Source organism: Enterobacter cloacae complex sp. SHL021, from assembly GCF_049237765.1.
In the GTDB taxonomy this organism is placed as follows: domain Bacteria; phylum Pseudomonadota; class Gammaproteobacteria; order Enterobacterales; family Enterobacteriaceae; genus Enterobacter; species Enterobacter cloacae.
Window position 1 is genome coordinate 107302 of record NZ_JBMKJG010000010.1, and the last position, 22781, is coordinate 130082.

Here is a 22781-nt window from a genome sequence, read left to right on the forward strand (position 1 = left end):
AGGTCTATTAGAATTGCCAACAGTACAACGCCAATAAGATGATGATGAATAACTTACCTGACACGCCTGATTTGCGCATTTTACTTATCAAACTCCGCCATCATGGCGACATGTTGCTGACCACTCCCGTCATTGATTCGTTACGTCAAAAATGGCCGCAGGCACAGATTGATGTGCTGTTGTATGAAGAAACCCGCGATATGCTCGCCGCACACCCGGCGATCGGTACTGTTTACGGGATCGACCGTAAATGGAAGCAGCTGGGCACGCTGAAACATCTGCAAAAAGAGTGGCAGTTGCTCTGTGCGTTAAGGAAACAGCATTATCACCTGGTGATTAATCTTGCCGATCAGTGGCGCAGCGCTATCGTTACCCGTTTCACCGGCGCACCGGTACGACTCGGGTTCGCTTTTAATAAGCGCAACAACGCATTCTGGCGGTTTTGCCATAGCGATTTGGTCTCTGTGGCCGGGCACAACGCGTTGCACACTGTCGAACAGAACCTCTCTATTTTGTCGCCATTACCGGTCACCGCTCAACCTGCCGTGACCATGGCCTACCATGCTGAAGACTGGCACGAGGCCCACCAAAAGTTGATGCAAAACGGTGTGGGAGACAACTACATCGTGATTCAGCCTACGTCGCGCTGGTTCTTTAAATGCTGGGACGAAGGCAAAATGGCGCAAACCATCACGGCGCTGCAGCAGGATGGCCACACTGTCGTCCTCACCGCCGGGCCGGATAAAAAAGAGCTGGCGATGATCGATCGCATTCTCGCCGCCTCGCCAGATACGGGGGTCGTCTCGCTGGCAGGTCAACTCACGTTGCGTCAACTGGCTTCGCTTATCGATCATGCGTCTCTTTTTATTGGCGTTGACTCCGTTCCGATGCATATGGCCGCTGCGCTTCAGACCCCCTGTGTGGCATTGTTTGGCCCATCAAAACTCACCTTCTGGTCACCCTGGCAGGTTAATGGGGAAGTCATCTGGGCAGGTGATTACGGCCCACTGCCCGATCCAGACGCCATTGATACCAAAACAAAAGAACGCTATCTCGACGCCATTCCCGTTGATGCTGTCGTCTCCGCCGCAAGGAGATATCTGTCATGAAACACCATCGCCTGGCGATTGTTCGCCAAAAGTATCGCCCGGATGGCGGGGCAGAACGCTTCGTGTCTCGCGCCCTTACCGCGCTGAGCAACCAAAATCTCGAGCTCAACGTCATCACGCGCGAGTGGCAGGGTGAGAAGCAGGACGACTGGCATATTCATATTTGCGATCCGCGCAAATGGGGCCGCATCAGCCGCGAGCGCGGGTTTGCGCATGCCGCACGTGCGCTCTGGCAGCAGCAGCAGTTTGATATTGTGCAAAGCCACGAGCGCATTCCGGGCTGTGACATTTATCGTGCAGGCGATGGCGTACACCGACGCTGGCTCCTGCAGCGCGCACGCATTCTGCCTGCCTGGCGTGCAAAACTGCTGATGCATGATCGCTATCACCGCTATGTGATGAATGCCGAACGTGAAATGTACCAGGCGCCGGAGTTAAAGGCGGTTATCTGTAATGCGGAGATGATCAAGCGTGAAATCGTCGAAGACTTTGATATTGACGCAAAAAAAATACATGTGATTTATAATTCAATTGACTCCACCCGTTTCGTTCCGGCAGAAGAGGCACAACGTATCGCATTGCGTCAGCAGTTTGGTTTGCCGACCGATGCCGTCATTTTCTGCTTCGTAGGGTCAGGATTTGAACGAAAAGGATTGGCCAGCGCTATACGCGCCGTTGCGGGTACTACGGCATGGCTGATTGTGGTTGGGCAGGATAAAGCAGAACGTCGCTATCGCGACCTCGCCCGTTCATTAGGCTGCGAGGGGCAAATCCGTTTTCTGGGGATGCAAAAAGAGACGCTGCCATTTTATCAGCTATCTGATGGTTTACTGCTACCAACGCTGTATGATCCTTTCCCTAACGTCATTCTTGAAGCGATGGCCTGCGGTTTGCCGGTCATTACATCAGAGAGTTGCGGTGGGGCAGAATTTATTCAGCAAGGCCAGAACGGATTTTACTGTGACGCACTTGATATCAGCACCCTGAAGGAGGCGGTAGCGGCCACCCCTTCGCTGGAAAAAAATAACGATATGGGACGAGCGGCACGTGAACGTGTAAAAGACGCCACCCCCGAAAAACTGTCAAGTCAGCTTATTTCGCTTTATCAAAAATTACTGGATTAAAAATGCGCATCCTAATGATTATTGATGGTTTACCCGGTGGAGGAGCTGAAAAAACGGTTCTTACACTCTCCAGCGGATTAACAGAGATGGGGCATCAGGTCTCTCTCTTCTCGCTGCGGAAAGTGTGCGACTACGCCATTCCGGAAGGCATCGATTATCAGGTCGTTCAGGATACCTGCAAAAAACCGTGGCGGAAGCTAACGGAGATCCCACGCCGCGCCAGGCTGCTGGATCAGGCTATCGAGCGGGCGGAGCGCAGCGGCAAATTTGATGTGGTGTTCTCGCATCTGCACAAAACTGACCGCATCGTGGCACACTGCCGCGCCCTGGAGCGCGATAAAGTGTGGTTCTGCGTGCATGGCATGTTCTCATTCTCCTACCTTCGCCATCGCCGTGGGCTTTCACGCTGGTTTAAACACACTAAGATTCGCCATACCTACGAAAACCGCAACGTGGTCGCCGTCTCCGGCGCCGTGTTGAAAGATCTTTCAGAAACGCTGGCCCTGAATCTCCGACGCACGGCGGTAATCCATAATCCTTTTGATATTCCTGAAATCCAGCGTCTGGCGGACGCCCCCTTTGAGATGCAGGGAAAGGATTACATCATTCACGTCGGCCGCTTCCATGAACACAAGCGCCACGATCGCCTGCTACGGGCGTTCGCGCTGAGTCAGCTCAATACCACGCTGGTTATGATGGGCAATGGCTCTGAGGCTAAAATTCAAAAGCTTAAGCAGCTTGCCCGCGAACTGGGCATTGAAGACAAAACGGTTTTCCGTCCGTTCGAACCTAATCCTTATCCCTGGATTAAAGGGGCACGCATTTTAGTGTTAAGTTCTGACTGCGAAGGTTTTGGTAATGTGCTGGTTGAATCCATTATCTGCCAGACGCCACCCGTCAGTACACATTGTCCAGGTGGCCCCGCCGAAATCCTCAAGGGAGACTTATCCCGCGGTCTGGCAGAGATGAATGACGAGTCTCTGGCAAAAACGCTGGCGGATATTTATACCTCTCCACCGGTCGTTGATCGCGCAACCATTGCATCGTTCGGTATCAAGGCCATTTGCCAGCAATATATTGCTTTGGTCGACAATCAAAAATAATCAGGTTTCTTATGCAAAATTCAGCGCCATTATTAAGCGTGGTGGTAGCCGTTTATAACGGTGAAGCGTTCCTGGATCAGTTCTTTACCTGCCTTGTGGATCAACGCATCGACAGCATGGAAGTCATCATCGTCAATGACGGCTCCACGGACCGTTCGATGCAGATCGTCGAAAACTGGCGCGAAAAGCTGCCGCAGATGCAGGTTATTGAGCAGCAAAATCAGGGCGTATCCATCGCGCGTAATACCGGTCTGGCCGTCGCGACGGGCCAATATCTTTCTTTCCCTGATATTGATGATGTCTTTAAACCCGGCATGTATCAGCACCTGCTTGATATGGCTGTTACGCAACGTCTTGATGTTGCTACCTGTAACGGCAACTACGTCTGGGAAAATAATAAGAAGCCTTCACGCCCTATTTTCCCTGAAGACAAACTGGCATCAACGGGCGTCATGTCCGGCCCTGCATGGCTCAAAATGGCGCTCGACTCCCGTAAGTTCCTGCACGTGACCTGGCTGAACATCTATCGTCATGACTTTATTCGCGAGCACGGTTTTCACTTTGAACCGGGGCTGCGCCATCAGGATATTCCGTGGACCACAGAAGTACTGCTGGCGGCGGAGCGGGTGCAGTACACCAGTGAACGTTACTACGACTACTACATTCACTCTGCGTCGGTGTCTCATATGCCGGACAATGATGACACGCTCATTCGCTCGGCGCGTCACTACATGAAAATCCTGCAGATGCTCGATGCCATTAATCAGCGCTACCCCGATAAAGTGAAAGGGATCCCTGCTTGCCACTGGCAAATTGCCAAAGAAGGGCTGGGCATCATTCATACTTTCGACAACATGAAAGATGAGCAGAAAAAAGCATTTATTATCAAAGAGTTTTTCGATAAAGGGATCTGGAAACTCATCTGGAAAAATGCAAAAAGTCCCCGACTGCGCTGGCGACTGGGCCGTCGTTACTTCCGTTTGAAGCGCTATGTGGCATAAGAGATAGCTTTACCTGGCCCAAATGCTTAGAATTTGCCCGCCGAAACTAAAAAGACGGATAATCGCTTGGAATTGTTGTATACCGCCCTGCTCTATATCATTCAGCCACTGGTGTGGCTGAGACTGCTGCTTCGTAGCCGTAAAGCGCCTGCGTACCGAAAACGCTGGGCTGAACGCTATGGCTTCTGTCGCAATAAAGTTGCCCCGGACGGTATTTTGCTGCATTCCGTTTCTGTTGGCGAAACGCTGGCAGCGATCCCGCTGGTTCGCGCCCTGCGTCACCGTTATCCGTCGCTGCCGATCACCGTCACGACCATGACCCCGACCGGCTCTGAGCGCGTGATGTCCGCCTTCGGTAAAGACGTGCATCACGTCTATCTGCCTTACGACCTTCCCTGCGCCATGAACCGTTTTCTGGAAACCGTTCGCCCTAAACTGGTGATCGTGATGGAAACCGAGCTGTGGCCGAATATGATTTCCGCTCTGCATGCCCGCAAAATCCCCCTGGTGATCGCTAACGCGCGTCTGTCAGAGCGTTCGGCGAAAGGCTACGGCAAGCTGGGGAAATTTATGCGCCGCCTGCTCAGCAAGATCACACTGATTGCTGCGCAAAACGAAGAAGACGCAGCGCGCTTTATCTCGCTTGGCCTGAAACGCAACCAGCTGGCGGTGACAGGCAGCCTGAAATTCGATATCTCCGTCACGCCTGAACTTGCCGCCCGTGCTATCACGCTGCGCCGCCAGTGGGCACCGCGTCGCCAGGTCTGGATTGCGACCAGCACCCATGATGGCGAAGAAGCGATTATCCTGCAGGCACACCGTAAGCTGCTGGAGAAATTCCCCGATTTGCTGCTGATTCTGGTGCCTCGCCATCCCGAGCGTTTTAAAGACGCCCGTGAAATGGTGCAAAAAGGCGGCTTCAGCTTCACCCTGCGCAGCAGCGGTGAGATCCCCTCCACCAGCACGCAGGTGGTTATTGGCGATACCATGGGTGAGCTGATGCTGCTGTATGGCATCGCTGATCTGGCCTTTGTTGGCGGCAGCCTGGTGGAGCGTGGTGGCCATAACCCGCTGGAGCCAGCGGCCCATGCCATTCCCGTGCTGATGGGTCCACATACCTTCAACTTCAAAGATATCTGTGCGAAATTGCAGCAAGCGGAAGGGCTAATTACCGTGACCGATGCGGATTCGGTGGTCAAAGAGGTCTCGACTCTGCTGACCGACGAAGATTACCGCCTGTGGTACGGCCGTCATGCCGTCGAAGTACTGCATCAGAACCAGGGTGCCCTCACCCGTCTGCTGCAGCTTCTGCAACCTTATCTGCCGCAGCGGAGCCACTAATGTCAACGCGCCTGTCGGTCGTTCTGATCGCCAAAAACGCTGCCGACCTGCTTCCGGATTGCCTGGCCTCCGTTGCCTGGGCTGACGAAATTATCCTGCTCGACTCCGGTAGTGAAGACAACACGGCGGACGTTGCCCGCGCAGCGGGTGCAAAAGTCTATACCAACACCGACTGGCAAGGTTATGGCATCCAGCGCCAGCGCGCGCAGGAATATGCCACCGGTGATTATGTACTGATGCTCGACACAGACGAACGCATCACGCCGGAGTTGCGTCAGGCCATTCAGGCGGTGCTTGCCGCACCAACGCCGGGCACGGTCTACAGCATTGCGCGTCGTAACTATTTCCTTGGCCGTTTTATGCGTCACAGCGGCTGGTACCCCGACCGGGTCACGCGCCTCTACGAGCGCGAGCGGTATCAGTACAATGATAATCTGGTCCATGAATCCCTGGCCTGCGACAGTTCGCCAGTCGTCCCTCTGACGGGCGATCTTTTGCACCTGACCTGCCGGGATTTCGCCAGCTTCCAGCGTAAACAGCTCAACTATGCCACTGCCTGGGCACAGGAGCGCCATCAGCGCGGCAAGAAGGCCACGCTGACAGGTATCTTCACCCATACGCTGGGGGCGTTTCTGAAAACGCTGCTGCTGCGTGGCGGCGTGCTGGACGGTAAACAGGGCTGGTTACTGGCCGTGGTAAATGCCCAGTATACTTTCAACAAATACACCGAGCTGTGGGCGCTCAGCCGCGGCTACTCAGAGAAAACGTGAGCCATGAGCACAAAAGCGATTTATCCAGGTACCTTTGATCCGATCACCAATGGTCATCTTGATATCATCACCCGTGCGGCGTGCATGTTCGACAAGGTGATTCTGGCGATTGCTGCCAGCCCCAGTAAAAAACCGATGTTTGACCTGAACGAGCGTGTCGCGCTTGCCACCGAGGCCATTGCGCACCTGCCGAACGTGGAGGTGGTGGGCTTCAGCGATCTGATGGCCAATTTTGCCCGCGCTCAGCAGGCGACGATTCTGATCCGTGGCTTACGCGCAGTGGCAGACTTCGAGTATGAGATGCAGCTGGCGCACATGAACCGTCATTTGATGCCGGAGCTGGAAAGCGTATTTCTGATGCCATCCAAGGAGTGGTCGTTTATTTCTTCCACGCTGGTGAAAGAGGTGGCGCGTCATCACGGGGACGTTACCCATTTCCTGCCGGTTAACGTCCACCAGGCGTTGATGGACAAGCTAAAGTAGCGCTATTTCTGGCACTGACGGCAATAGAATGTGGCGCGCTGGGCATGCTTTGTTGCGATGATCGGCGTTCCACACACCCTGCACGGCTCGCCTTTGCGGCCATACACCTGCAGCTCCTGAGCAAAATAGCCAGGCTTACCGTCGCTTTGCAGGAAGTCCTTCAGCGTCGTTCCCCCCTGCTCAATTGAGCGAAGCAGCACCGCTTTAATCACCCGCACCAGCAGCTCACACTCCTGCGCCGACAGCGAAGAGGCCAGCCGATCGGGATGGATCCCGGCCGCAAACAGCGATTCGCTGGCATAGATATTCCCCACGCCGACCACCAGTTTGTTATCCATCAGCCAGGGTTTAATCGGGGTTTTCTTTTTCGCACACTTCGCTTTCAGGTATTCCGCGTTAAACGCTTCTGAAAGCGGCTCTGGCCCCAGATGTGCCAGTACGCTATGTCCTTCCAGTTCTTTGGTCCACAGCCATGCGCCAAAGCGGCGGGGATCGGTATAACGCAACACTTTGCCGTTACTCATCACCAGATCGACATGGTCATGCTTTTCCGCAGGCAGCTCTTCAGTGAGGATCCGCAGGCTGCCGGACATGCCAAGATGAATGATGATCCAGCCATCGGGCAGCTCCAGAAGCAGATATTTCGCGCGGCGCTGGACGCTGAGGATCGGTTTATCGCTTAACGCATGGATCTCATCAGAAACCGGCCAACGGAGGCGACCGTTACGCACGGTAGCATGAAGAATAGTCGCGCCGACCAGATGCGGCTCAATACCGCGGCGGCTGGTCTCCACCTCAGGTAATTCAGGCATGATTCCTCCGTAGTAAGATGCAGAATGCAAAAAACCCCGCAGTTGCGGGGTTTTTCAATACAAGGAGGCTAAAATTATTTGATTTTAGCTTCTTTGTACATTACGTGCTGGCGTACAACTGGATCGAATTTTTTCAGTTCCAGTTTTTCCGGCTTAGTACGTTTGTTCTTCGTGGTGGTGTAGAAGTGACCTGTACCAGCAGAAGAAACCAGCTTGATTTTCTCGCGAATACCTTTAGCCATGATTTATTTCCTCTTTAAGTACTTAGTACTTTTCGCCACGGGCACGCAGTTCGGACAGAACTGTATCGATGCCTTTCTTATCAATTACACGCATACCTTTAGCAGATACGCGCAGGGTGACAAAACGCTTCTCGCTCTCAACCCAGAAACGGTGAGAGTGCAGGTTCGGCAGGAAACGGCGTTTAGTCGCGTTCAGTGCGTGGGAACGGTTGTTACCGGTCACCGGACGCTTGCCAGTAACTTGGCAGACTCGGGACATGTCTATTCTCCAAAAATCAAATTAGCTCGAGCTTCGTATGGGGTATCGGCGCCTCGTCAGGCTTTACAGCCCGGTCATCGCATAGTTCTATTGAACTCTCGATTGCCAGGCCCAAATGCCAAACCCGAGATTCTCAAAGGTGGCGTAGTATACGCTGACTCGGCGGTGTGCTCAAGTCCCGAACAGACAAAGATCCCGATGGATCGCGAGAAATAGCCTAAATCCAGCCATGTTCTGCAAAAGAAAGGTACTCTCCGCGGCCAATTATCAGATGGTCCAGCACACGAATGTCCATGAATTGACAGCATTTGACAATGCGGTCGGTGATCTCTTTGTCAGCCCTGCTTGGTTCTGCACAGCCAGAAGGGTGATTATGCGCGAGTATCACGCCGGCTGCATTCAATTTTATTGCTTCGCGCACAATTTCACGCGGATGAACCTCTACATGGCTTAGCGTGCCCGAGAAAAGGTGGCTATGCTTGAGCACCCGGTTCCGGTTGTCGAGAAAGATCACCATAAAGATCTCGCGTTCAATATCGGTTAACTGACTTTGCAGAAACTCGCGCGTCATCGCAGGAGTCAGTATCGGGTTCTCTTCCTGCATACGAACACACTGAAAACGGCGGGCCAGTTCGGCAATCCCCTTGAGCTGGGCATATTTCGCCACACCGATACCCTCCACATGCGCAAACTCCGCCAGTTCCGCCGTCATCAAACCGTAGAGTGAACCAAAATGGCCTATCAGATCTTTTGCCAGCGTAAAGACCGTTTTGCCCGACGTACCGGTGCGCAAAAAAAGCGCCAGCAGTTCCTCATCTTTTAGCAAAGTGACGCCATAGCGCAGCAATTTTTCGCGCGGCAAGAGCAGTTCATCCTCGTCGTCCATGCTTTTTCTCCCTGTTTTTTGCCCATCTTGCCATAGGCTACTCAGGTACCTGACTCTCGCGTCTCGTTCTTGCGTAACGCCTCGCAAAGTGACCGAAGGACAAGATCACCCCGTTTTTGGGATTGTGATAAAATGCCCGCTCTCTGGTGAAACCCAACAGGAAAGAATCATGATGAGCCTGGCCGGTAAAAAAATCGTTCTTGGCGTTAGCGGCGGCATTGCAGCCTATAAAACGCCGGAACTGGTGCGCCGTCTGCGCGAGCGCGGGGCCGACGTACGGGTCGCGATAACCGAAGGCGGCAAAGCCTTTATCACTCCTCTGAGCCTGCAGGCCGTTTCAGGATACCCGGTATCTGACAGCCTGCTTGACCCTGCCGCAGAAGCCGCGATGGGCCATATTGAGCTTGGGAAATGGGCAGACCTGGTTATCCTTGCCCCCGCCACGGCCGATTTAATTGCCCGCGTTGCCGCCGGGATGGCGAACAATCTGGTTTCGACCATTTGTCTGGCCACGCCCGCCCCTGTTGCCGTTGTGCCGGCCATGAATCAGCAGATGTATCGCAATGCCGCGACCCAGCATAATCTACAGACGCTGGCCTCGCGCGGCCTGCTGATCTGGGGGCCGGACAGCGGGAGCCAGGCCTGTGGCGATGTTGGCCCAGGCCGTATGCTTGATCCATTGACTATTGTCGATATGGCCGCGGCCCATTTTTCGCCTGTCAACGACCTGCAACATCTCAACATCATGATTACAGCCGGCCCAACGCGCGAGCCGCTGGATCCGGTACGTTACATTACCAACCACAGCTCCGGTAAAATGGGCTTTGCGATTGCGGCCGCAGCGGCGAAACGCGGCGCGAACGTCACGCTGGTCAGTGGCCCGGTCTCCTTACCTACGCCGCCTTTTGTGCAGCGTATTGACGTCACCACCGCGCTGGAAATGGAGGCCGCGGTACAGGCCCGTGCGCAAAACCAGCAGATTTTTATCGGTTGTGCTGCCGTCGCGGACTACCGCGCAGAGACCATTTCCGATGCCAAAATCAAAAAGCAAGGCGATGAATTAACACTAAAAATGGTGAAAAACCCGGATATCGTTGCTGGTGTCGCCGCGCTGAAAACCCATCGTCCTTACGTTGTTGGGTTTGCCGCAGAAACAAATAATGTGGAAGAATATGCCCGGCAAAAACGTACCCGCAAAAACCTCGATTTGATTTGCGCGAATGACGTATCGCTGGCCACGCAAGGATTTAACAGCGACAGCAACGCACTGCACCTTTTCTGGCAGGATGGAGATAAAATCTTACCGCTTGAGCGCAAGGAACTCCTGGGCCAACAATTACTGGACGAGATCGTTACCCGTTATGATGAAAAAAATCGACGTTAAGATTCTGGACCCGCGTGTTGGCGAGCAATTCCCGCTGCCAACCTATGCCACCTCCGGCTCTGCCGGTCTTGACCTGCGCGCCTGTCTCGATGACGCCGTAGAACTGGCTCCGGGTGCGACCACCCTGATCCCAACGGGCCTGGCGATTCACATTGCTGACCCTTCACTGGCGGCGGTGATCCTGCCACGTTCAGGCCTGGGTCATAAGCATGGTGTCGTGCTGGGTAACCTGGTCGGCCTGATCGACTCTGACTACCAGGGCCAGCTGATGGTCTCCGTCTGGAACCGGGGTCAGGACAGCTTCACCATTGAACCGGGCGAGCGTATCGCGCAGATGGTCTTTGTACCTGTGGTGCAGGCAGAATTTAACCTGGTGGCAGACTTTGATGCCACCGACCGTGGCGAAGGCGGCTTCGGCCATTCCGGGCGCAAATAACCGCCCGACAGACACGCATCTCACAGCGCCATAATGTCATAACAAACCGCAAACGCCAGTTTGCGGTCGCTGTGTGGATGCCAGCCTGACAAGTGCTTATTTTCAGGGGTATTTTGCAACATGGCAGAAAAACAAACCGCGAAAAGGAACCGTCGCGAAGAAATACTTCAATCTCTGGCTCTGATGCTTGAATCCAGCGATGGCAGTCAACGCATCACCACCGCAAAACTGGCCGCCTCTGTAGGCGTGTCTGAAGCGGCGCTGTACCGTCATTTCCCGAGCAAAACCCGGATGTTCGACAGCCTGATCGAGTTTATCGAAGACAGTCTGATCACGCGTATCAACCTGATTCTGAAAGACGAAAAAGACACCACTGCGCGTCTGCGTCTGATTGTGCAATTGATTCTGGGATTTGGAGAACGTAACCCGGGCCTGACCCGTATTCTGACTGGCCATGCGCTGATGTTTGAGCAGGACAGACTGCAGGGTCGCATTAACCAGCTTTTCGAGCGTATTGAAGCGCAGCTGCGCCAGGTACTGCGTGAGAAGAAAATGCGTGAAGGCGAAGGTTACAACACGGATGAAACGCTGCTGGCAAGCCAGATCCTGGCGTTTTGCGAAGGGATGCTCTCCCGTTTTGTACGCAGTGAGTTCAAATACAGCCCAACGGACGATTTCGACGCCCGTTGGCCGTTAGTGGCGGCGCAGTTGCAGTAACGTCGTTGCCGGATGGCGGCTTCGCCTTATCCGGCCTACGGATTGCGCAGGCCCGGCAAGCGACGCGCCACCGGGCGATTCCGTTACACGCCGAACTCTTCGCGATATGCCCGCACCGCAGCCAGATGATCCGCCATCTCTGGCTTCTCTTCCAGATACGCAATCAGGTCTTTCAGGTTGATGATTGACGTCACTTTGCAGCTGTAATCACGTTCAACTTCCTGAATGGCCGAGATTTCACCACGCCCCCGTTCCTGACGGTCCAGAGAAATCAACACGCCAGCCAGCGTCGCGCCGTTGGCCTGGATAATCTCCATGGATTCGCGAATGGCGGTACCCGCGGTGATGACGTCGTCCACCAGCATCACGCGCCCCTGCAGTGGGCTGCCGACCAGGTTGCCGCCTTCACCGTGGGTTTTGGCCTCTTTACGGTTAAAGCAGTACGGCACGTCGCGGTCATGGTGTTCTGCCAGCGCAACCGCGGTGGTGGTCGCAATCGGAATGCCCTTATAGGCAGGGCCAAACAGCAGGTCGAAATCAATCCCTGAATCCACCAGCGCTTCGGCATAGAAACGGCCTAACAGCGCCAGATCGCGCCCGGTATTGAACAGCCCGGCATTGAAGAAATAGGGGCTCTTGCGCCCGGATTTCAGCGTAAACTCGCCAAACTTGAGGACCTGCTTGTTAAGCGCAAACTCAATAAACTGGCGCTGATACGGTTTCATGGATTCGCTCCTTTGTCTTTTCTGTCTTACAGGCAAAAAAAAGGCGACTCATTGGTCGCCTTTAAAATCAATTTTGTAACGCCGCTTTCTGCGTCGTTACAATAGATTCAATTCCCCCTCGGGCCAGAGCCAGCAAGGTGAGAAGTTCTTCGTGGGTAAACGGTTCGCCTTCTGCGGTGCCCTGCACCTCGATGATACGTCCGTCTTCGGTCATCACCACGTTCATGTCAGTTTCGGCAGCGGAGTCTTCTACGTATTCCAGATCGCAAAGCGCTTCACCGTTAACGATACCGACGGACACCGCGGCAACCATCCCTTTCATTGGGTTTGTTTTCAGCTTACCAGCCGCAACCAGTTTATTCAGGGCATCCGCCAGCGCCACACAGGCACCGGTAATCGATGCGGTACGCGTGCCACCGTCAGCCTGAATGACGTCGCAGTCCAGGGTAATGGTGAATTCGCCCAGCGTTTTCAGATCAACAGCGGCGCGCAGCGCACGCGCGATGAGGCGCTGAATTTCCATGGTACGGCCGCCCTGCTTACCCTTTGCCGCTTCACGGGCATTACGGGTATGCGTTGCACGCGGCAGCATGCCGTATTCAGCCGTGATCCAGCCCTGGCCCTGACCTTTCAGGAAGCGCGGAACGCCTTCTTCAATGGAAGCCGTGCACAGCACTTTGGTGTCACCAAACTCAACCAGAACGGAGCCTTCAGCGTGTTTTGTATAGTTACGGGTCAGGGTGACGGGACGCACCTGATTGGCGCTACGACCTGCTGGACGCATGATGAATTCTCCGGCTTGAAACGAATGTGGCTGCGCATTATACGGATAAAGGACGCTTATTCCTATCCTGAGAAGCCCCTGAAAGCTATAATCCCCCCATCTCTCCTTTAAAAACGGGAATATCTATGATCCGCAGTATGACCGCCTACGCCCGGCGTGAAATCAAGGGTAGCTGGGGTAGCGCTACCTGGGAAATGCGTTCGGTAAACCAGCGCTATCTGGAAACCTATTTCCGTATGCCGGAGCAGTTCCGCAGCCTTGAGCCTGTGGTGCGTGAGCGTATCCGTACGCGTCTGACGCGCGGCAAAGTGGAATGTAATCTGCGTTTTGAGCCGGATGCCAGCGCGCAGGGCGAACTGATCCTCAACGAAAAACTGGCAAAACAGCTCGTCAATGCGGCGAACTGGGTCAAAATGCAAAGCGACGAAGGCGAAATTAATCCGGTTGATATTCTGCGCTGGCCTGGCGTCATGGCTGCCGGAGAGCAGGATCTGGATGCAATTGCCGCTGAAATCCTTGCCGCCCTCGACAGCACGCTGGATGACTTTATCGTTGCTCGCGAAACCGAAGGCCAGGCGCTGAAAGCGATGATTGAACAGCGCCTTGAAGGCGTCAGCGCCGAAGTGGCAAAAGTACGTACCCATATGCCAGAAGTGCTGCAGTGGCAGCGCGAGCGTCTGGTTGCCAAACTGGAAGAAGCGGAAGTTCAGCTGGAAAATAACCGTCTGGAACAAGAGCTGGTGCTGATGGCGCAGCGCGTTGACGTTGCCGAAGAGCTGGACCGTCTGGAAGCACACGTTAAAGAGACCTACAACATTCTGAAGAAGAAAGAAGCCGTTGGTCGTCGTCTCGACTTTATGATGCAGGAATTCAACCGCGAGTCGAATACCCTGGCGTCTAAATCAATCAATGCCGACGTAACGAATTCCGCCATTGAGCTCAAGGTACTGATTGAGCAGATGCGCGAGCAGATCCAGAATATCGAGTAATACTATTCGGGTGGCGTCGACCGACGTCACCCATTACTATTTCTAATCCATTTTAACCCGTCTTTTCTCGCCTTGCCGCCACCAATCAACCTTCTCCACTATGGGTTGATAAAATTTTATATGGCAAACCTGCTCACTTTAGAAAATCTCAATCGTGATCGTGCGCACAAAACGTTAACCTTCCCGGCTTCACACCGGAGGTTATATGCTGCTTCACACTCTTTATCTCATTGGCATTACTGCAGAAGCCATGACTGGCGCGCTTGCAGCCGGTCGTCGCCGAATGGATACCTTCGGCGTGATCATAATTGCCACAGCGACCGCGCTGGGCGGCGGTTCCGTGCGCGATATTCTGCTGGGCCATTACCCGCTGGGCTGGGTGAAAAACCCCGAGTACGTGATTATTGTGGCGACCGCCGCCGTAGTAACCACCATTGTCGCGCCCGTTATGACCCATCTGCGTCGCCTGTTTTTGGTGCTTGATGCGCTCGGGCTGATTGTCTTTTCCATCATTGGCGCACAAATCGCGCTCGATATGGGTGAAGGGCCAGTTATCGCCACCATTGCCGCCGTGGTGACCGGGGTGTTTGGAGGCGTGCTGCGCGATATGTTCTGCAAACGTATTCCTCTGGTCTTTCAAAAAGAGCTGTATGCCGGCATCTCCTTCGCGGCAGCGGTGCTCTATATTGCCCTGCAGCATTATGTTTCGAACCATGATGTGGTGGTCATCTCCACGCTGCTGTTCGGCTTTACGGCCCGCATGCTGGCGTTGCGACTGAAGCTCGGCCTGCCGGTGTTTCACTACAAACACAGCGCTCACTAATTTCAGAATCCCTTGATGTGCTGTTCAGCCAGCCACTTTGCCAGCACATCCACCTCCGGCGCGTGGAGCCAGTTAACGATTTGCCGCGCTTTCTCCTCTCCCGTCCCCGGCAAGGTCTGCCAGTCCATAGCGCTACGCTGGTGCATGATCTGCCATGATAGCTCTCCGGCGGCTTTCAGAGTCGCCTGAGCCAGCGGAACACCCATCGCCATGATCCAACGAATAAAAGGACGCTCGCGCACCAGATTAAACTGATGCCAGAGCGCCAGTCCGCGTGCAGCCGAAAACCCCGGCGTGGTTTGCAGCTGCGCCTGGGTTAACAACAGCCATGAGAAAATATGTTCAAAGCGATGCGCCTGCCAGAGCGCCCGCCAGCCTGACTCGCCTAAACCGGCAATATCCAGCCCCTGCTTAGAACTGAGCCACGTCAGCCGGGCAAAGAACTGCTCCATACATTCCGGTGAAGCGTAAAAACAGCTGAGAGAATGGTACTGCGGGACTGGAGGTTCTGGTTTTTGCCGGTCGGTCCCTCGCCAGACGACTTTGTCGAATCGGGGGATCCCCTGTCCGGCCAAGCTTACCTGGATCTGATCGCCCGGCGCGATATCCAGCCTTTGCCAGCGGCCAACGGACCCGAGGCTAACCCGCTGCACCTGTTTATCATCCAGCCGTACTGGCTCCAGCCCCGCCACAACGGCAATTTTCCCCGTTCGGCCCACAGTGAAGTGAATATCCCGTACTTCAGCAACCTGCGCGACAGGGGGATATTTCCAGGCAACAACCCAACTGCCCTCTCCAGGCAGCCAGTTTTCACCCGGCAGTTCATCCGCCGAGCGAACCACAATGCCGTCCGTGGCAAAGGGTAATGCTGCGGTGTGCCACGCTGAGCGCTGCTTTTCGACGGCCTCAATATGCTCTACGGGCAAGGTATAGCGCGCCGTCAGGGTAAACCCCGCGTCAGACAGTTCCGCCAGTGCGGTTTTCATCTCTTTTGGCCCGTCTGGCCAGGCCCAGATGAATACCCCAACCTCTCTCAAAAACGCGTTATCCTGCTGGCGCATCATCGCACCTGCGACTTTTGCGCGTGCATTCATTCCGCCCATCTGCTGCTGAATGTGGTTTTCACGCTGCCAAAAAAGCTCTCCCTGTAACACGCTGTTCGCCAGCGCGCCGGAAAGGTGTTGTGGCACCGACGGTATTAAACGCACCTGCGATGTCCAGTCTTCACCTTTTAGCCCATCGCCACGGCTAATGGCCTGAGCCAATGTTCCCCCCCGATACACCAGCGTTACCGCTACACCGTCAACTTTGGGTTGCATCCAGAGATTGCGCCGGGCATGCATCCACTGGCCAAGCTCTTCTTTACTGCTCACCTTATGAACCCCTGTATGGGCGACGGGGTGTTTGATACGTCCCGTCAAGGCGGGAAGTGCTGCGTCAGGTGATGCATGCCCAAAACAGTGCTGCCACTGTTTTAACCGCCCGTTGAGCTGGTCATACACTTCATCGTTCACTTCGCTGATACCCTGCTGCCAGTAGGCGTCATCCCAGCGTTTGATTTGTGCACTTAACGTCGTAATCTCTTTCTCCGCCCTCGCCTGAGACCACACCGGGCACACCGCCGCCGCAGAACCACACCACAACAGCATGAAGCCGCTTATCCATCGCCACATCGCTACCCCTCCTTTACGTTGCTGGAGGTATAACCCGGCGACGAAAACCACGCTAATGGCAACATTGCGCTTTGCGAGGCGCTATCCAGAGTGAATTTATGTTGCTGCAAAACACAGGTAAAACCTGAAAACGACACGCAAAATGCAATAATCCAGGGGAAAAAGTGTGACAAAGGCTACGTCACACAGCGGCGACGTGTATAATAAGCCCGTATGTAGGACTTCTTCGTTAACACATACAAAAGACTCTCATGGCTCAAGGCACGCTTTATATTGTTTCTGCCCCTAGTGGCGCGGGTAAATCCAGCCTTATTCAGGCACTGTTAAAAACCCAACCGTTGTATGACACTCAGGTTTCTGTTTCACACACCACGCGTAAACCGCGTCCGGGTGAAGTGCACGGTGAACACTATTTCTTTGTCGATCACGACGAATTTAAAGCGATGATTGGCCGAGATGCGTTTCTTGAACACGCAGAAGTTTTCGGGAACTACTACGGTACTTCGCGTGAAACCATTGAGCAGGTTCTGGCAACCGGCGTGAATGTGTTCCTGGATATCGACTGGCAGGGCGCACAGCAAATTCGCAAGAAAATGCCTGATTCGCGCAGTATCTTTATTTTACCGCCGTCGAAAGATGAGCTGGATCGCCGCCTGCGTGGCCGCGGTCAGGACAGCGAAGAGGTCATTGCAAAGCGTATGGAACAGGCAGTTGCAGAAATGAGCCATTACGCCGAATATGATTACCTTATTGTGAATGATGATTTTGATGCCGCACTGAGCGATCTCAAAACCATCCTTCGCGCAGAACGTCTGCGTATGAGCCGCCAGAAGCAGCGACATGACGCATTAATCACCAAACTGTTGGCAGACTGAACCCACTTTCAGTATTATGCCCAGTCATTTCTTCACCTGTGGAGCATTTTAAGTATGGCACGCGTAACTGTTCAGGACGCTGTAGAGAAAATTGGTAACCGTTTTGACCTGGTGCTGGTCGCCGCGCGTCGCGCTCGTCAGATGCAGGTAGGCGGAAAAGATCCGCTGGTACCGGAAGAAAACGATAAAACCACCGTAATTGCACTTCGCGAAATCGAAGAAGGTCTGATCAACAACCAGATCCTCGACGTACGTGAGCGCCAGGAGCAGCAAGAGCAGGAAGCCGCAGAACTGCAGGCCGTAACCGCCATTGCTGAAGGTCGTCGTTAATTAAACCTGCGGGTCGCCCTTGTATCTGTTTGAAAGCCTGAATCAACTGATTCAAACCTACCTGCCTGAAGACCAGATTAAGCGTCTTCAGCAGGCTTATCTCGTTGCACGTGACGCTCACGAGGGCCAGACACGTTCAAGCGGTGAACCCTATATCACGCACCCGGTAGCGGTGGCCTGCATTCTGGCCGAGATGAAACTCGACTATGAAACGCTGATGGCCGCTCTGCTGCACGACGTGATCGAAGATACCCCTGCCACTTACCAGGATATGGAACAGCTGTTTGGCAAAAGCGTTGCCGAACTGGTGGAAGGGGTGTCCAAGCTTGATAAGCTGAACTTCCGCGACAAGAAAGAGGCGCAAGCCGAAAACTTTCGCAAGATGATTATGGCGATGGTGCAGGATATCCGCGTCATTCTCATCAAACTCGCTGACCGTACCCACAACATGCGCACGCTGGGCTCACTCCGCCCGGACAAACGTCGCCGCATTGCCCGTGAAACCCTCGAAATCTACAGTCCGCTGGCGCACCGTTTAGGTATCCATCACATTAAAACCGAGCTGGAAGAGCTGGGTTTTGAAGCGTTGTACCCGAACCGCTATCGCGTCATTAAAGAGGTGGTGAAAGCCGCCCGCGGTAACCGTAAAGAGATGATTCAAAAGATCCTCTCGGAAATTGAAGGACGTTTACAGGAAGCGGGCATTCCCTGCCGCGTGAGCGGTCGCGAAAAACACCTGTACTCCATTTACTGCAAAATGGTGCTCAAGGAGCAGCGTTTTCACTCGATCATGGATATCTACGCGTTCCGCGTGATCGTCCACGATGCCGACACCTGCTATCGCGTTCTGGGGCAGATGCACAGCCTCTACAAGCCGCGTCCAGGGCGCATGAAAGATTACATCGCCATTCCAAAAGCGAACGGCTATCAATCTTTGCATACCTCGATGATCGGCCCGCATGGCGTCCCTGTTGAAGTGCAGATCCGCACCGAAGACATGGACCAGATGGCGGAGATGGGTGTCGCCGCACACTGGGCCTATAAAGAGCACGGTGGTGAAAGCAGCACCACGGCACAAATTCGCGCCCAGCGCTGGATGCAGAGTCTGCTGGAGCTGCAGCAGAGTGCGGGTAGCTCGTTTGAATTTATCGAGAGCGTAAAATCCGATCTCTTCCCGGATGAGATTTACGTTTTCACGCCTGAAGGGCGTATTGTCGAACTGCCTGCGGGCGCGACCCCGGTCGACTTCGCGTATGCCGTGCATACCGATATCGGCCACGCCTGCGTAGGCGCACGCGTTGACAGACAGCCTTATCCGCTGTCTCAACCGCTCGCCAGCGGCCAGACTGTCGAAATCATCACCGCACCCGGCGCACGTCCAAACGCGGCCTGGCTGAACTTTGTTGTGAGCTCCAAAGCGCGCGCCAAAATCCGTCAGCTGCTGAAAAACCTCAAGCGTGATGACTCCGTTAGCCTTGGGCGTCGTCTGCTCAACCATGCGTTGGGTGGCAGCCGTAAGCTGGCAGAGATCCCACCAGAACATATCCAGCGTGAACTCGACCGGATGAAGCTCACCTCTCTGGACGATCTGCTGGCGGAAATTGGGCTGGGTAACGCCATGAGCGTCGTGGTAGCCAAAAACCTGCAGCAGGGTGAAGCAATACCTTCCGCACCTGGCGCATCCGGCCACGCGCATCTGCCGATCAAAGGCGCGGACGGGGTGCTTATCACCTTTGCGAAGTGTTGCCGTCCAATTCCTGGCGATCCGATTATTGCGCACGTCAGCCCGGGCAAAGGGCTGGTTATCCACCATGAATCTTGTCGTAACATCCGCGGCTATCAAAAAGAGGCGGAGAAGTTTATGGCGGTCGAGTGGGATAAAGAGACGGCGCAGGAATTTATCACCGAAATTAAGGTGGATATGTTCAACCACCAGGGTGCCCTGGCGAACCTGACGGCAGCGATCAACACGGCCTCTTCCAACATTCAGAGCCTGAATACGGAAGAAAAAGATGGCCGCGTGTACAGCGCCTTTATTCGTCTGACCGCCCGCGACCGCGTGCATCTGGCAAATATTATGCGCAAGATCCGCGTCATGCCGGACGTCATTAAAGTCACCCGAAACCGAAACTAGTTTTATGAATGCACAACGTTATGCACGTATCTGCGAAATGCTCGCCAGGCGTCAGCCTGATCTGACGGTCTGCATGGAGCAGGTCCATAAACCTCATAACGTCTCTGCCATTGTCCGTACCGCAGACGCCGTCGGCGTGCATGAAGTGCACGCCGTCTGGCCCGGTGCCCGCATGCGCACCATGGCGTCGACAGCCGCAGGCAGTAACAGCTGGGTGTCCGTCAAAACCCATCAGACCATCGGAGAAGCCGTATCGCACCTGAAAGGTCGCGGTATGCAAATTCTTGCCACCAACCTGTCTGCCAAAGCGGTCGATTTCCGCGAGATCGACTACACCCGCCCGACCTGCATTTTGATGGGTCAGGAGAAAACCGGGATCACTCAGGAAGCGCTGGATCTGGCGGATCAGGACATCATCATCCCCATGATCGGCATGGTGCAGTCCCTGAATGTCTCTGTGGCCTCCGCGCTCATTCTGTATGAAGCCCAACGCCAGCGTCAGAACGCCGGGATGTACGAGCGCAGCAACAGCATGCTGCCGGAAGACGAACAGCAGCGCCTGCTGTTTGAAGGCGGCTATCCGGTGCTGGCTCGTGTTGCGAAGCAGAAAAAATTGCCCTACCCCCACGTCAACGCGCAGGGCGAAATTGAAGCCGATGCCGGGTGGTGGGCCACCATGCAGTACGCAGGGTAACCGATGAAAGGCCGCCTGCTGGATGCCATCCCGCTCAATAGCCTGACGGGCGTGGGCGCGGCACAAAGCAGTAAACTGGGCAAAATTGGCCTGCACACCGTGCAGGATCTCCTGCTCCACCTCCCCCTGCGTTATGAAGACCGCACGCAACTTTATAAGATTGGCGATCTGCTGCCCGCGATTTACGCCACCGTTGAGGGCGAGGTGCTGAACTGCAACATCACCTTTGGCGGCCGCCGGATGATGACCTGTCAAATCAGCGACGGCACCGGCATTCTCACCATGCGCTTTTTCAACTTCAACGCGGCGATGAAAAACAGCCTTGCAACAGGCCGCCGGGTGCTGGCGTATGGCGAAGCCAAACGCGGGAAATATGGCGCAGAGATGATCCACCCGGAGTACCGCGTGCAGGGCGATCTCAGCACGCCGGAGCTGCAGGAGACGCTCACTCCGGTCTACCCGACAACGGAAGGTATCAAGCAGGCGACGCTGCGTAAGCTCACCGACCAGGCCCTGGAGTTACTCGATACCTGCGCCATCGCCGAGCTGCTACCGCCTGAGCTGGCGCAGGGAATGATGAGCCTGCCGGAAGCGCTGCGTACGCTGCATCGCCCGCCGCCCACGCTGCAGCTCAGCGATTTAGAAAGCGGCAAACACCCTGCCCAACGGCGTCTTATCCTTGAGGAATTACTGGCGCATAACCTGAGCATGCTGGCGCTGCGCGCCGGTGCGCAGCGTTTCCATGCCCAGCCCTTAAGCCCGCGTGATGAGCTCAAGGATAAGCTGCTGGCCTCCCTGCCGTTTAAACCTACCGGTGCCCAGGCGCGCGTCACCGCCGAGATCGAACGCGATATGGCGCTTGATTTGCCCATGATGCGCCTGGTGCAGGGCGATGTAGGCTCTGGTAAAACGCTGGTTGCTGCTCTGGCAGCCCTGCGCGCCATTGCCCACGGCAAGCAGGTGGCACTGATGGCGCCGACGGAACTGCTGGCGGAGCAGCACGCGAATAACTTCCGCGCCTGGTTCGCCCCGCTGGGCATTGAGGTGGGCTGGCTTGCCGGAAAACAAAAGGGCAAAGCGCGTCTTGCGCAACAGGACGCCATCGCTCGCGGTGAGGTGCAGATGATTGTCGGCACCCATGCCATCTTCCAGGAGCAGGTGCAGTTTAACGGCCTCGCGCTGGTGATCATCGATGAACAGCACCGCTTTGGCGTGCATCAGCGCCTGGCGCTGTGGGAAAAAGGGCTGCAGCAGGGCTTCCATCCGCACCAGCTGATCATGACCGCCACGCCTATTCCGCGAACCCTGGCGATGACCGCCTACGCCGATCTGGACACCTCCACCATTGACGAGCTGCCGCCGGGCCGTACGCCGGTCACGACGGTGGCCATCCCGGATACCCGCCGCAGCGACATCATCGATCGCGTGCGCAACGCCTGCACCCATGAAGGACGTCAGGCGTACTGGGTCTGCACGCTGATTGAGGAGTCTGACCTGCTTGAAGCGCAGGCCGCAGAAGCAACGTGGGAAGAGCTGAAGCTGGCGCTACCGGAACTGAAGGTGGGCCTGGTGCACGGGCGCATGAAGCCCGCAGAAAAACAGGCCGTCATGCAATCCTTCAAACAGGGCGAGCTGCATTTGCTGGTCGCCACAACGGTGATTGAAGTGGGCGTGGATGTGCCAAACTCCAGCCTGATGATCATCGAAAACCCGGAGCGTCTGGGGCTTGCGCAGTTGCACCAGCTACGTGGCCGTGTGGGCCGTGGTGCGGTGGCCTCACATTGCGTTCTGCTCTACAAAGCCCCGCTCTCAAAAACCGCGCAGATGCGTTTGCAGGTACTGCGTGACAGCAACGACGGATTCGTCATTGCGCAAAAAGACCTGGAGATCCGTGGCCCGGGCGAGCTCCTGGGCACACGTCAGACCGGGAACGCTGAATTCAAAGTGGCAGATTTGCTGCGCGATCAGGCCATGATCCCTGAAGTTCAGCGCCTTGCCCGCCATATTCATGAACGCTACCCCGAACAGGCGGCAGCGTTAATTGAGCGCTGGATGCCGGAAACTGAGCGCTACTCCAACGCCTGATC

The 22781-nt window shown here is 55.1% G+C and carries 24 protein-coding genes; 17 read left to right on the forward strand and 7 right to left on the reverse strand.

The window, feature by feature from the left end; translation table 11 throughout:
- Positions 1 to 38: 38 nt before the first annotated feature.
- The 7 genes from rfaQ to coaD all read left to right on the forward strand — a co-directional run bounded on the left by rfaQ (position 39) and on the right by coaD (position 6931).
- Positions 39 to 1109 (forward strand): putative lipopolysaccharide heptosyltransferase III, encoded by a 1071-nt coding sequence (gene rfaQ / locus ACOTZF_RS12190; protein ID WP_072207952.1) that lies wholly within the window; start codon positions 39 to 41, stop codon positions 1107 to 1109.
- Complete coding sequence (locus ACOTZF_RS12195; RefSeq protein WP_062857567.1) at positions 1106 to 2233, forward strand: glycosyltransferase family 4 protein; 1128 nt, start codon at positions 1106 to 1108, stop codon at positions 2231 to 2233. Before rfaQ ends, ACOTZF_RS12195 begins: the two co-directional genes overlap by 4 nt.
- A gap of 2 nt (positions 2234 to 2235) precedes the next feature.
- A complete protein-coding gene (locus ACOTZF_RS12200) occupies positions 2236 to 3336 on the forward strand; it encodes a glycosyltransferase (RefSeq protein ID WP_062935115.1) in 1101 nt (366 codons plus the stop codon).
- 11 nt (positions 3337 to 3347) lie between these two features.
- A complete protein-coding gene (locus tag ACOTZF_RS12205; RefSeq protein ID WP_013094898.1) occupies positions 3348 to 4337 on the forward strand; it encodes a glycosyltransferase in 990 nt (329 codons plus the stop codon).
- A 66-nt stretch (positions 4338 to 4403) separates the two neighbouring features.
- Positions 4404 to 5678: a lipid IV(A) 3-deoxy-D-manno-octulosonic acid transferase gene (gene waaA / locus ACOTZF_RS12210; RefSeq protein ID WP_013094897.1), complete on the forward strand. Its 1275-nt coding sequence runs from the start codon at positions 4404 to 4406 to the stop codon at positions 5676 to 5678.
- The gene (locus ACOTZF_RS12215) at positions 5678 to 6448 is read left to right on the forward strand and encodes a glycosyltransferase family 2 protein (protein WP_062935116.1); all 771 of its coding nucleotides are present in this window, start codon (positions 5678 to 5680) and stop codon (positions 6446 to 6448) included. The genes waaA and ACOTZF_RS12215 overlap by 1 nt, the downstream gene beginning before the upstream one ends.
- A gap of 3 nt (positions 6449 to 6451) precedes the next feature.
- Complete coding sequence (coaD, locus tag ACOTZF_RS12220; RefSeq protein WP_013094895.1) at positions 6452 to 6931, forward strand: pantetheine-phosphate adenylyltransferase; 480 nt, start codon at positions 6452 to 6454, stop codon at positions 6929 to 6931.
- A gap of 2 nt (positions 6932 to 6933) precedes the next feature.
- On the opposite strand, the gene mutM is transcribed toward coaD, so the two are convergent.
- The 4 genes from mutM to radC all read right to left on the reverse strand — a co-directional run bounded on the left by mutM (position 6934) and on the right by radC (position 9130).
- Entirely contained in the window at positions 6934 to 7743 is an 810-nt protein-coding gene (gene mutM, locus ACOTZF_RS12225) for a bifunctional DNA-formamidopyrimidine glycosylase/DNA-(apurinic or apyrimidinic site) lyase (protein ID WP_013094894.1), read from the reverse strand.
- Positions 7744 to 7817: 74 nt separating this feature from the next.
- Positions 7818 to 7985 (reverse strand): 50S ribosomal protein L33, encoded by a 168-nt coding sequence (gene rpmG / locus ACOTZF_RS12230; RefSeq protein WP_013094893.1) that lies wholly within the window; start codon positions 7983 to 7985, stop codon positions 7818 to 7820.
- A 22-nt stretch (positions 7986 to 8007) separates the two neighbouring features.
- Positions 8008 to 8244: a 50S ribosomal protein L28 gene (gene rpmB, locus ACOTZF_RS12235; RefSeq protein WP_002436699.1), complete on the reverse strand. Its 237-nt coding sequence runs from the start codon at positions 8242 to 8244 to the stop codon at positions 8008 to 8010.
- Positions 8245 to 8461: 217 nt separating this feature from the next.
- Positions 8462 to 9130, reverse strand: coding sequence for a RadC family protein (gene radC / locus ACOTZF_RS12240; RefSeq protein WP_129253087.1), 669 nt, complete (start codon positions 9128 to 9130; stop codon positions 8462 to 8464).
- Positions 9131 to 9302: 172 nt separating this feature from the next.
- On the opposite strand from radC, the gene coaBC reads away from it, so the two are divergent.
- The 3 genes from coaBC (at position 9303) to slmA (ending at position 11667) form a co-directional block, all read left to right on the forward strand.
- A complete protein-coding gene (coaBC, locus tag ACOTZF_RS12245) occupies positions 9303 to 10514 on the forward strand; it encodes a bifunctional phosphopantothenoylcysteine decarboxylase/phosphopantothenate--cysteine ligase CoaBC (protein WP_129317657.1) in 1212 nt (403 codons plus the stop codon).
- Entirely contained in the window at positions 10492 to 10950 is a 459-nt protein-coding gene (gene dut, locus ACOTZF_RS12250) for a dUTP diphosphatase (RefSeq protein ID WP_015570042.1), read from the forward strand. The genes coaBC and dut overlap by 23 nt, the downstream gene beginning before the upstream one ends.
- 120 nt (positions 10951 to 11070) lie before the next feature.
- Positions 11071 to 11667 carry a nucleoid occlusion factor SlmA gene (gene slmA, locus ACOTZF_RS12255; RefSeq protein ID WP_014830147.1) on the forward strand — a complete coding sequence of 199 codons (597 nt, stop codon included), beginning with the start codon at positions 11071 to 11073 and terminating at the stop codon, positions 11665 to 11667.
- Positions 11668 to 11750: 83 nt separating this feature from the next.
- Here slmA and pyrE read toward each other — a convergent pair whose 3' ends face one another.
- Both pyrE and rph read right to left on the reverse strand, forming a co-directional pair.
- Positions 11751 to 12392, reverse strand: a complete 642-nt coding sequence (gene pyrE, locus ACOTZF_RS12260; protein ID WP_013094889.1) for an orotate phosphoribosyltransferase — start codon at positions 12390 to 12392, stop codon at positions 11751 to 11753.
- Positions 12393 to 12459: 67 nt separating this feature from the next.
- Positions 12460 to 13176 (reverse strand): ribonuclease PH, encoded by a 717-nt coding sequence (gene rph, locus ACOTZF_RS12265; RefSeq protein WP_062935117.1) that lies wholly within the window; start codon positions 13174 to 13176, stop codon positions 12460 to 12462.
- Between the two features lie 125 nt (positions 13177 to 13301).
- Between rph and ACOTZF_RS12270 the strand changes: the two genes are divergently transcribed.
- Together ACOTZF_RS12270 and ACOTZF_RS12275 are read left to right on the forward strand one after the other, a co-directional pair.
- Positions 13302 to 14165, forward strand: a complete 864-nt coding sequence (locus ACOTZF_RS12270; RefSeq protein WP_013094887.1) for a YicC/YloC family endoribonuclease — start codon at positions 13302 to 13304, stop codon at positions 14163 to 14165.
- Positions 14166 to 14370: 205 nt separating this feature from the next.
- The gene (locus tag ACOTZF_RS12275; protein ID WP_013094886.1) at positions 14371 to 14988 is read left to right on the forward strand and encodes a trimeric intracellular cation channel family protein; all 618 of its coding nucleotides are present in this window, start codon (positions 14371 to 14373) and stop codon (positions 14986 to 14988) included.
- 2 nt (positions 14989 to 14990) lie between these two features.
- Here ACOTZF_RS12275 and ligB read toward each other — a convergent pair whose 3' ends face one another.
- Entirely contained in the window at positions 14991 to 16661 is a 1671-nt protein-coding gene (ligB, locus tag ACOTZF_RS12280; protein ID WP_040021022.1) for an NAD-dependent DNA ligase LigB, read from the reverse strand.
- Between the two features lie 251 nt (positions 16662 to 16912).
- Between ligB and gmk the strand changes: the two genes are divergently transcribed.
- From gmk to recG, 5 genes are read left to right on the forward strand one after another with little or no spacing between them, the layout of a single operon-like run.
- Positions 16913 to 17536, forward strand: coding sequence for a guanylate kinase (gene gmk, locus ACOTZF_RS12285; RefSeq protein ID WP_013094883.1), 624 nt, complete (start codon positions 16913 to 16915; stop codon positions 17534 to 17536).
- Between the two features lie 54 nt (positions 17537 to 17590).
- Positions 17591 to 17866 (forward strand): DNA-directed RNA polymerase subunit omega, encoded by a 276-nt coding sequence (gene rpoZ, locus ACOTZF_RS12290; protein ID WP_000135058.1) that lies wholly within the window; start codon positions 17591 to 17593, stop codon positions 17864 to 17866.
- Between the two features lie 19 nt (positions 17867 to 17885).
- On the forward strand, positions 17886 to 20000 hold the full coding sequence (gene spoT, locus ACOTZF_RS12295; protein ID WP_013094882.1) for a bifunctional GTP diphosphokinase/guanosine-3',5'-bis pyrophosphate 3'-pyrophosphohydrolase: 2115 nt from the start codon (positions 17886 to 17888) through the stop codon (positions 19998 to 20000).
- A 4-nt stretch (positions 20001 to 20004) separates the two neighbouring features.
- The gene (gene trmH / locus ACOTZF_RS12300; RefSeq protein ID WP_020686483.1) at positions 20005 to 20694 is read left to right on the forward strand and encodes a tRNA (guanosine(18)-2'-O)-methyltransferase TrmH; all 690 of its coding nucleotides are present in this window, start codon (positions 20005 to 20007) and stop codon (positions 20692 to 20694) included.
- A gap of 3 nt (positions 20695 to 20697) precedes the next feature.
- Positions 20698 to 22779 (forward strand): ATP-dependent DNA helicase RecG, encoded by a 2082-nt coding sequence (gene recG, locus ACOTZF_RS12305; protein ID WP_062935118.1) that lies wholly within the window; start codon positions 20698 to 20700, stop codon positions 22777 to 22779.
- Positions 22780 to 22781 lie beyond the last annotated feature (2 nt).

Excerpts from the sequence above, each read along its gene's own strand:
- ACOTZF_RS12195 (WP_062857567.1), top strand. The coding sequence starts at position 1,106 with ATGAAACACCATCGCCTGGCGATTGTTCGCCAAAAGTATCGCCCGGAT.
- pyrE (WP_013094889.1), bottom strand. The coding sequence starts at position 12,392 with ATGAAACCGTATCAGCGCCAGTTTATTGAGTTTGCGCTTAACAAGCAG.
- ACOTZF_RS12215 (WP_062935116.1), top strand. The coding sequence starts at position 5,678 with ATGTCAACGCGCCTGTCGGTCGTTCTGATCGCCAAAAACGCTGCCGAC.
- rpoZ (WP_000135058.1), top strand. The coding sequence starts at position 17,591 with ATGGCACGCGTAACTGTTCAGGACGCTGTAGAGAAAATTGGTAACCGT.
- ligB (WP_040021022.1), bottom strand. The coding sequence starts at position 16,661 with ATGTGGCGATGGATAAGCGGCTTCATGCTGTTGTGGTGTGGTTCTGCG.
- coaBC (WP_129317657.1), top strand. The coding sequence starts at position 9,303 with ATGAGCCTGGCCGGTAAAAAAATCGTTCTTGGCGTTAGCGGCGGCATT.
- ACOTZF_RS12200 (WP_062935115.1), top strand. The coding sequence starts at position 2,236 with ATGCGCATCCTAATGATTATTGATGGTTTACCCGGTGGAGGAGCTGAA.
- mutM (WP_013094894.1), bottom strand. The coding sequence starts at position 7,743 with ATGCCTGAATTACCTGAGGTGGAGACCAGCCGCCGCGGTATTGAGCCG.
- radC (WP_129253087.1), bottom strand. The coding sequence starts at position 9,130 with ATGGACGACGAGGATGAACTGCTCTTGCCGCGCGAAAAATTGCTGCGC.
- dut (WP_015570042.1), top strand. The coding sequence starts at position 10,492 with ATGATGAAAAAAATCGACGTTAAGATTCTGGACCCGCGTGTTGGCGAG.
- coaD (WP_013094895.1), top strand. The coding sequence starts at position 6,452 with ATGAGCACAAAAGCGATTTATCCAGGTACCTTTGATCCGATCACCAAT.
- rpmB (WP_002436699.1), bottom strand. The coding sequence starts at position 8,244 with ATGTCCCGAGTCTGCCAAGTTACTGGCAAGCGTCCGGTGACCGGTAAC.
- rfaQ (WP_072207952.1), top strand. The coding sequence starts at position 39 with ATGATGATGAATAACTTACCTGACACGCCTGATTTGCGCATTTTACTT.
- trmH (WP_020686483.1), top strand. The coding sequence starts at position 20,005 with ATGAATGCACAACGTTATGCACGTATCTGCGAAATGCTCGCCAGGCGT.
- rpmG (WP_013094893.1), bottom strand. The coding sequence starts at position 7,985 with ATGGCTAAAGGTATTCGCGAGAAAATCAAGCTGGTTTCTTCTGCTGGT.
- rph (WP_062935117.1), bottom strand. The coding sequence starts at position 13,176 with ATGCGTCCAGCAGGTCGTAGCGCCAATCAGGTGCGTCCCGTCACCCTG.
- ACOTZF_RS12275 (WP_013094886.1), top strand. The coding sequence starts at position 14,371 with ATGCTGCTTCACACTCTTTATCTCATTGGCATTACTGCAGAAGCCATG.
- gmk (WP_013094883.1), top strand. The coding sequence starts at position 16,913 with ATGGCTCAAGGCACGCTTTATATTGTTTCTGCCCCTAGTGGCGCGGGT.
- ACOTZF_RS12205 (WP_013094898.1), top strand. The coding sequence starts at position 3,348 with ATGCAAAATTCAGCGCCATTATTAAGCGTGGTGGTAGCCGTTTATAAC.
- slmA (WP_014830147.1), top strand. The coding sequence starts at position 11,071 with ATGGCAGAAAAACAAACCGCGAAAAGGAACCGTCGCGAAGAAATACTT.
- ACOTZF_RS12270 (WP_013094887.1), top strand. The coding sequence starts at position 13,302 with ATGATCCGCAGTATGACCGCCTACGCCCGGCGTGAAATCAAGGGTAGC.
- recG (WP_062935118.1), top strand. The coding sequence starts at position 20,698 with ATGAAAGGCCGCCTGCTGGATGCCATCCCGCTCAATAGCCTGACGGGC.